Origin of the sequence: Bacteroides sp. B1-V-101 (genome assembly GCF_023656585.1) — a bacterium.
GTDB lineage: Bacteria > Bacteroidota > Bacteroidia > Bacteroidales > Bacteroidaceae > Bacteroides > Bacteroides thetaiotaomicron.
Genome location: NZ_JAMOKH010000013.1, coordinates 146,981 through 153,720, shown reverse-complemented (window position 1 = coordinate 153,720; position 6,740 = coordinate 146,981). Strand labels below are relative to the sequence as shown.

At 44.1% G+C, this 6,740-nt stretch carries 6 protein-coding genes; 5 read left to right on the top strand and 1 reads right to left on the bottom strand.

The features are described 5' to 3' along the window. Nucleotides 1-413 precede the first annotated feature (413 nt). The gene (locus tag NBH01_RS12495) at nucleotides 414-1,403 is read right to left on the bottom strand and encodes a DUF4373 domain-containing protein (RefSeq protein WP_055228851.1); all 990 of its coding nucleotides are present in this window, start codon (nucleotides 1,401-1,403) and stop codon (nucleotides 414-416) included. A 150-nt stretch (nucleotides 1,404-1,553) separates the two neighbouring features. Between NBH01_RS12495 and NBH01_RS12490 the strand changes: the two genes are divergently transcribed. The 5 genes from NBH01_RS12490 to NBH01_RS12470 all read left to right on the top strand — a co-directional run bounded on the left by NBH01_RS12490 (nucleotide 1,554) and on the right by NBH01_RS12470 (nucleotide 6,731). Beyond that, the gene (locus NBH01_RS12490) at nucleotides 1,554-1,859 is read left to right on the top strand and encodes a helix-turn-helix domain-containing protein (protein ID WP_016267747.1); all 306 of its coding nucleotides are present in this window, start codon (nucleotides 1,554-1,556) and stop codon (nucleotides 1,857-1,859) included. 136 nt (nucleotides 1,860-1,995) lie between these two features. Beyond that, nucleotides 1,996-3,114, top strand: a complete 1,119-nt coding sequence (locus NBH01_RS12485) for a glycosyltransferase family protein (RefSeq protein ID WP_195381347.1) — start codon at nucleotides 1,996-1,998, stop codon at nucleotides 3,112-3,114. 46 nt (nucleotides 3,115-3,160) lie between these two features. Then, a complete protein-coding gene (locus NBH01_RS12480; protein WP_054958832.1) occupies nucleotides 3,161-4,105 on the top strand; it encodes a glycosyltransferase in 945 nt (314 codons plus the stop codon). 23 nt (nucleotides 4,106-4,128) lie between these two features. After that, complete coding sequence (locus NBH01_RS12475; protein WP_061473819.1) at nucleotides 4,129-5,604, top strand: lipopolysaccharide biosynthesis protein; 1,476 nt, start codon at nucleotides 4,129-4,131, stop codon at nucleotides 5,602-5,604. Further along, a complete protein-coding gene (locus NBH01_RS12470; protein ID WP_062695134.1) occupies nucleotides 5,601-6,731 on the top strand; it encodes a glycosyltransferase family protein in 1,131 nt (376 codons plus the stop codon). Before NBH01_RS12475 ends, NBH01_RS12470 begins: the two co-directional genes overlap by 4 nt. The last annotated feature ends 9 nt before the right edge of the window (nucleotides 6,732-6,740 follow it).

Sequence of the window (6,740 nt, the reverse complement as noted above, 5' to 3'; positions counted from 1 at the left end):
CCATCTGAGAGCAAATTAAGTTTAAACGCCGCAAAAGCCGAGGATCACGAATTTGATCTGTCTCTAATAACATCAAGCAAAGATAAAAAAAATAATATATACTTGTGTATAAAGGGTAGCTTCAGGAAGGAGGAGAATTAAGGTAGAACCGACTTTTTAGTCAACCCCAATTGAGATACTATTGTTTGTCAATATTATAAAGAACTTGCGAAACTTCAGTTAATAATTTTTCTATCAGTTCCCAATGCAGGCGGAAAGCTAAGCATCAATGGGTACCGAGCTAAACACCGATGGGCAGCGAGCTGAACACCGATAAGCAGCGAGCTGAGCATGAACGAGCACCGAGCCAAGCATGAACGAGCACCGAGCTGAAAGGCAACGCTCACGTAGCCGGATGTCGGAGAAATCCGGAGCTAATTTCCCCACTTCCAATGCACTTCATCCCACACGGCAGACCTGTCCGGTCTTGGAGGCGCATCCTTCGGAATCGGATGCCCAAGATACGTCCGTTGCCCGCCAATGAGTTGTTCAAAGCGATACAGTTCTTCCTCAGCTGCTTGCCGGCAACTGCCGAGCAGCCTTTTCTTCAGCTCCTGAGCCGGACGTCCGCCCGGAGAGAGGTAATTGCCGAAATACAGTTTCACATCCCTCAAAAACAGCAAGCCATCTTCCCTGCCAAAGCGTCGGATATGCTCTTTAAAAGCAGCGATCACCTCCTCCTGCCGTTCCACGAAAAGTTTGCCCATACAGGAGTGCATAGCCATCGACTCCATGTAACTTTCCGATTCGGCCATCTGATCCACCAGCATCTCCCACGGAAGAACCGGCTGTAGGGGCAACTGTCCCCTATCCTCCGGTGGAGGAACAATCTGAAGTCCGTCAGAAGCAGCGGCGGCAGAGTGCTCTTTCTCTGTCTTTTCTTCGTTACTACTGTTGTTGTCTTTGACAACAGTAGTAACTCTTCTCTCCTCTTCTCTACTCTTCTGGTTTTGATTCGGTTTTTCGCCTTTATCCATCGGTGTTTCCGGTGTGCTTCCCATGCGTTTCGGACGACCTCCTTTTTTGCCGTTTGCCACATTAATCATCCGCCTTTCTTCGAGCTTTGCCATCACCCTGTCCAGATAAGGCGAACGGAACATTTGCCGTTCTTCATCAAGCACAAAAAGGTCGAACTCACGGAGAACCCTTTGCAACACATCGGCATCCAAGTCATACATCCGCGCGAAAGCCCCCATACAAAGCGGACAACAAGATGCTTCATAATTGTCCGCTTTACGCAAATGCGTAAGAAGCATCATATAGATTCCGAGCGATTGCGCAGCGTCAAGTTCCATCATCATTCTGACAATATTGTCATTACTCAAAAAATTTACCTCTAAATTAAAATACTGATCTTTCTTCATATCTTACAATTAATTGACTGTGATTCAGGATGTCCCGAATTCGTTCTGCAAAGGTCCGAATACTTTTTTGAAAAACTACTTGCAGAACTGCAAACGATGTTTGACATTTTTCTATGAACTTTGCGGCATAATTAGTAAAAAGAAAAAATTATGAAAGGATACGAAAGAGCGACCAAGGAAGAAATTTACGACCGGCTGCGTATTGAAGCGAACTGTCATGCACAAATAGAACGAATCATCCATTTGCGCCACCTATGTAATCTGAACCTTGAAGAGGCGGCAGATGTGACCAATCTCAGTATTTCCACCCTGAGCCGGTACGAAAACGAAGTGACCAAATGCAGCGTACAAAGTTTCATAACGATATGCTACCACTATCAGAAGTACCTCCATAAGCGGCATATCCCCTTCGACAGGAGCCTGTTTCTCATAGATATGAACACGCTTGACAACTAATAGAGTAACAGAGAGATAAAACGGACGCACAAGGAATAAAGGCACAACACCGAAAAAAAGCAAAAAAGATGAAAAGTATCATATCTTTTATTACCTTTGTATGTGGCAAAAGCCCACCAAAAACAAAGAATCAAGCATGAACGACAATGAAATAGGCAATCCACCGATAAAAGCATTAATCGTTTTCAGAGAGAATGGAGATACGGACAATCTTTTTGTCCCCATTTTATGCGATGCTATCAGGACGACGGGGATTGACGTACGATGTTCCACGAATGAGTTCTGGAACTCGGATACACCTTACGACATCATCCACTTCCAATGGCCCGAAGAGGTGATGGAAGGGAATTGTGACGATCCGGACAGGATTTGCCGCCTGAAGGAGTGTATCGCTTTTTTCCGGTCCCGTGGGGCCCGGTTCGTGTATACGCGCCACAATGTCCGTCCGCATGATGCGAACGAGGTGATCGGCCGTGCTTATGACATTATCGAAGAACAAAGCGATGTGGTGGTGCACATGGGACGTTACAGTCTCGACGAATTTGCAGCCAAACACGCGGACAGCCGGAATGTCATCATTCCTCATCCTATTTATCAGTACACATACAAGGAGGACATCAGCGTGGAACGTGCGCGCCAGTATCTTAATCTGCCGCAGGAGGCGTTTATCGTCACGTCGTTCGGAAAGTTCCGGAATCGTGAAGAGAGGCGGATGGTGACCGGAGCGTTCCGAAAATGGGATGAAGCAAAGAAGTTCCTGCTTGCTCCACGGCTGTACCCGTTTTCGAGATTCAACAGGTATGGCAGCAACTTCTTCAAGCGCTGGACATCCCGGGCAGGATATTACCTGCTTATACCCTTGCTCAACCGCCTGCGCAGAATGCACGCCGGAGCCAGCGACGAACCTATAGACAACTGCGACCTGCCTTACTACATGGCCGCTTCGGATGTAATATTCATCCAACGAAAAGATATTCTGAACTCTGCCAGTATACCTCTCGCCTTCCTTTTTCACAAAGTGGTCATAGGTCCCAATATCGGGAATATAGGAGAAATCCTCCAAGATACGGGCAACCCCGTCTTCCACCCCGACAACCAATTTGATATCATACGAGCACTGGAGACAGCCCGCCAACTGTCCGCCCGAAGGAAGGGAGAAGACAACTATGCGTATGCCATTGAAAACATGAACAGCGGAAAAATAGGAAAAGAATATGCGGAGCTTTACAGAAACCTAGCCAATCTCTCTCTTTAAACGATCTCAAAAACAAACAACAATAGAGTAGCCATACACAGTATTTATGGAAAATGAAGAAATAAAAGTCAGTGTCGTCATACCTGTCTATAACACCGAAAAATATGTTCGGGAGGCAGTAGAAAGCATTATGAATCAGACACTGCGGGAATTGGAAATCATCATCATCAATGACGGCTCCACAGATAACAGTCTGCAAGTTGTAGAAGAACTGGCTGCGGCAGACAGTCGGATACAGGTGTATTCGCAAAGCAATCAGGGATTGTCAATGGCACGCAATGCCGGCATCACGCATGCCCACGGAAGATACATCTATTTCATGGATAGTGATGATCTGTTGGAAAAGGATGCAATGGAACTGTGCTACAGCAAATGCGAAGAAAAAGAACTGGATTTCGTTTTCTTTGATGCTCAGAGCTTTTTTGAAGAGGATATTCGCAATGCTCCCGTACTAAATTATCAACGTACCGATAAGTTAGAAAACAAGGTTTATACAGGTCCCGAAGCAATCAACATACAATTGCAGCACAAAACGTACACCCCATCCGCCTGCCTGAACGTTATCCGCACAGCTTTTTTGGAAGAACGACAGCTCCTCTTTTATCCGGATATTGTACACGAAGATCAGCTATTCACGACCTTACTTTATCTGCAAGCCCGAAGAACAAGCTGTATCCAACGATCGTTCTTTCACCGGCGCATACGTAAAAATTCAATTATGACATGCGATTTTTCACTCAAAAATTTAAAAGGATATCTCACTGTTACTCAAGAGATAGTCAAATTCAAGCAACAAACCTCTGAAAACAAAATCAAAGATACTATTGATTTATATCTGTCGCAAATGCTGAATGCTGTCATTTGGCAAGCCCATGTGCTTCCTTACCCATATCGGCTTCGGCTGGCGTGGCGGTGTCTGTTTAGATACAAAAAACTTATATCTATAAGAAGCATCGGAGTCTTGTTATTCAAATCCATCATTCACAAGTAGATCAGAAAAGAATCATTCAGGCAATGGCAAACAATATTAAACATCAGTTATTTTCCGGAGTTTTCTACACGGCACTAGCCAAATACAGCGGAATCATTATATCACTCGTCGTGGCAGGGATTCTTGCGCGGTTGCTCTCTCCGGATGACTTCGGAGTAGTGGCAATCGCTACGGTCATTATTGCATTTTTCAATCTCTTTACGGATATGGGAATATCGCCTGCTATCGTACAACATAAATCATTGACTAAAGAAGAACTATCGGACATCTTCTCATTCACCGTATGGACAGGCATCGGAATCAGTATACTCTTTTTTGCCGCTTCCTGGCTGATCGCCGATTACTACGAAAGTGGGATCTTACGGACGTTGTGCCAGCTCCTGTCCGTCAACCTGTTCTTCGCCTCTGCCAACATCGTGCCGGGAGCCTTGTTCTACCGCAACAAAGAGTTCAAGTTTATTGCTGTCCGAAGCTTTATCATCCAGATAGCCGGAGGTGCCGGAGCAATAACTGCCGCGCTTTGCGGAGCCGGCTTATATGCGCTGATCATCAATCCTATACTTTCCAGCATACTGATATTCGTTATTTCCTATCAACGCTATCCGCAACGGCTGCGTTTCACGCTAGGACTGAAAGTACTCCGAAAGATATTCTCCTATTCGGCCTATCAATTCTTGTTTAACGTGATTAACTACTTCAGCCGCAATCTGGATAAACTGCTGATTGGTAAATATATGAGTATGTCTGATTTAGGATACTATGAAAAGTCCTACCGCTTGATGATGCTCCCTCTGCAAAATATTACGCAAGTCATCACACCGGTCATGCACCCCATCTTCAGCGATTTCCAGAATGACAAGGAAAAGCTGGCAACATCCTATGAACGCATTGTCCGTTTTCTGTCATTCATCGGTCTGCCGCTCAGCGTACTGCTTTTCTTTACGGCAGAAGAAGTGACACTGATTATTTTTGGTGATCAATGGCTGCCTTCTGTTCCTGTATTCCGGATACTGTCACTTTCGGTCGGTATTCAGATCATACTCTCTTCTTCAGGCTCTATTTTTCAGGCAGCAGGTGATACAAGGAGCCTCTTTGTCTGCGGACTCTTTTCGTCCATACTCAATGTGAGCGGAATGCTGGCAGGGATATTCTATTTCGGCACACTGACAGCTGTAGCAATATGTATCGTGATAACTTTTACTATCAATTTCGTACAATGCTATTGGATGATGTATCGAGTTACATTCCAAAGAAACGCATGGATATTTATCAGACAACTTCTTTCTCCACTCCTTGTCAGCCTACTAATAACAGCATTCCTCACGCCTATATATTATATGATGGAAAATATGAATATTTTCGTAACACTTATTGCAAAAAGTTTCGTAAGTTTTATTATCTTTGGGACATATATGCAAGTAACACACACCTATGATATCACAGGCAAAGTGAAGACTCTTGCAAGAAATAGAAAGTTAGTACAAAAGAACAAACAATGAAAGGATTATTCCTCATATTCCATGGTTTCGAAGCATTCAACGGAATCAGTAAAAAGATACGTTATCAAGTAAAAGCCCTCCAAGAGTGCGGACTAGAAATGCATACATGTTGGCTAGACGATACGGACAACCATAAACGCCGTATGGTAGATGAATCGATAATCGCCGACTATGGTTTCGGGATCAAAGGAAAAATCCTAAAAAGAATCGAATTTGACAGTATCGTACATTATGTACAGAAAGAAGACATAGACTTTATTTATGTACGCTATGTCCATAATGCCAGCCCTTTCAGCATACGGCTGATGAAACTGCTAAAAAAGACCGGAGCACGTATAGTGATGGAAATCCCGACATATCCATACGACCAAGAATATAAGGGCCTCCCATTCGTATACCAACGAATCCTATTTATAGACAAATGTTTCCGACAGCATCTGGCACGCTATGTTGACAAGATCGTCACTTTTTCGGACTATGACATTATTTGGAATCGCCCCACCATCCGCATCTCAAATGGAATTGATTTCAGCGCAATCCCTTTAAGAGGTCCAAAGAATGATACCGCACATTCTCTACAACTGATTGCCGTAGCGACAATGCACCCATGGCATGGTTTCGACAGAGCTATAGCCGGCATGGCAAATTACTATCGTACACATACCGGCACTCATGATTATAAAGTATATCTCAATATCGTAGGCTTCGGGGTTCCCGAACTGGTAGACAGCTATAAAAAAGATGTAGCCAAACATCAGTTAGAGAAATATATCATCTTTCATAGTGCCTTATACGGCAAAGAACTGGATGCCGTGTTCGAGCAGTCGGACATGGGAATAGGCAGTCTGGCTCGCCATCGTAGCGGTATTGACAAAATTAAGACCTTAAAAAACCGTGAATATGCAGCAAGAGGCATTCCTTTTGTTTATTCAGAAACGGATGATGACTTTGAGCATCAACCATACATACTTAAGGCAGCACCGGACGATTCGCCCCTTGACATCGAAAAAGTAATTCGCTTTTATCAATCATTGAAAACAACGCCGCTCCAAATACGGATGTCTATAGAGCAATCACTTTCATGGAAAGCCCAGATGCAAATTGTTATTAATGAAACCTTTGAATAAAACTATATC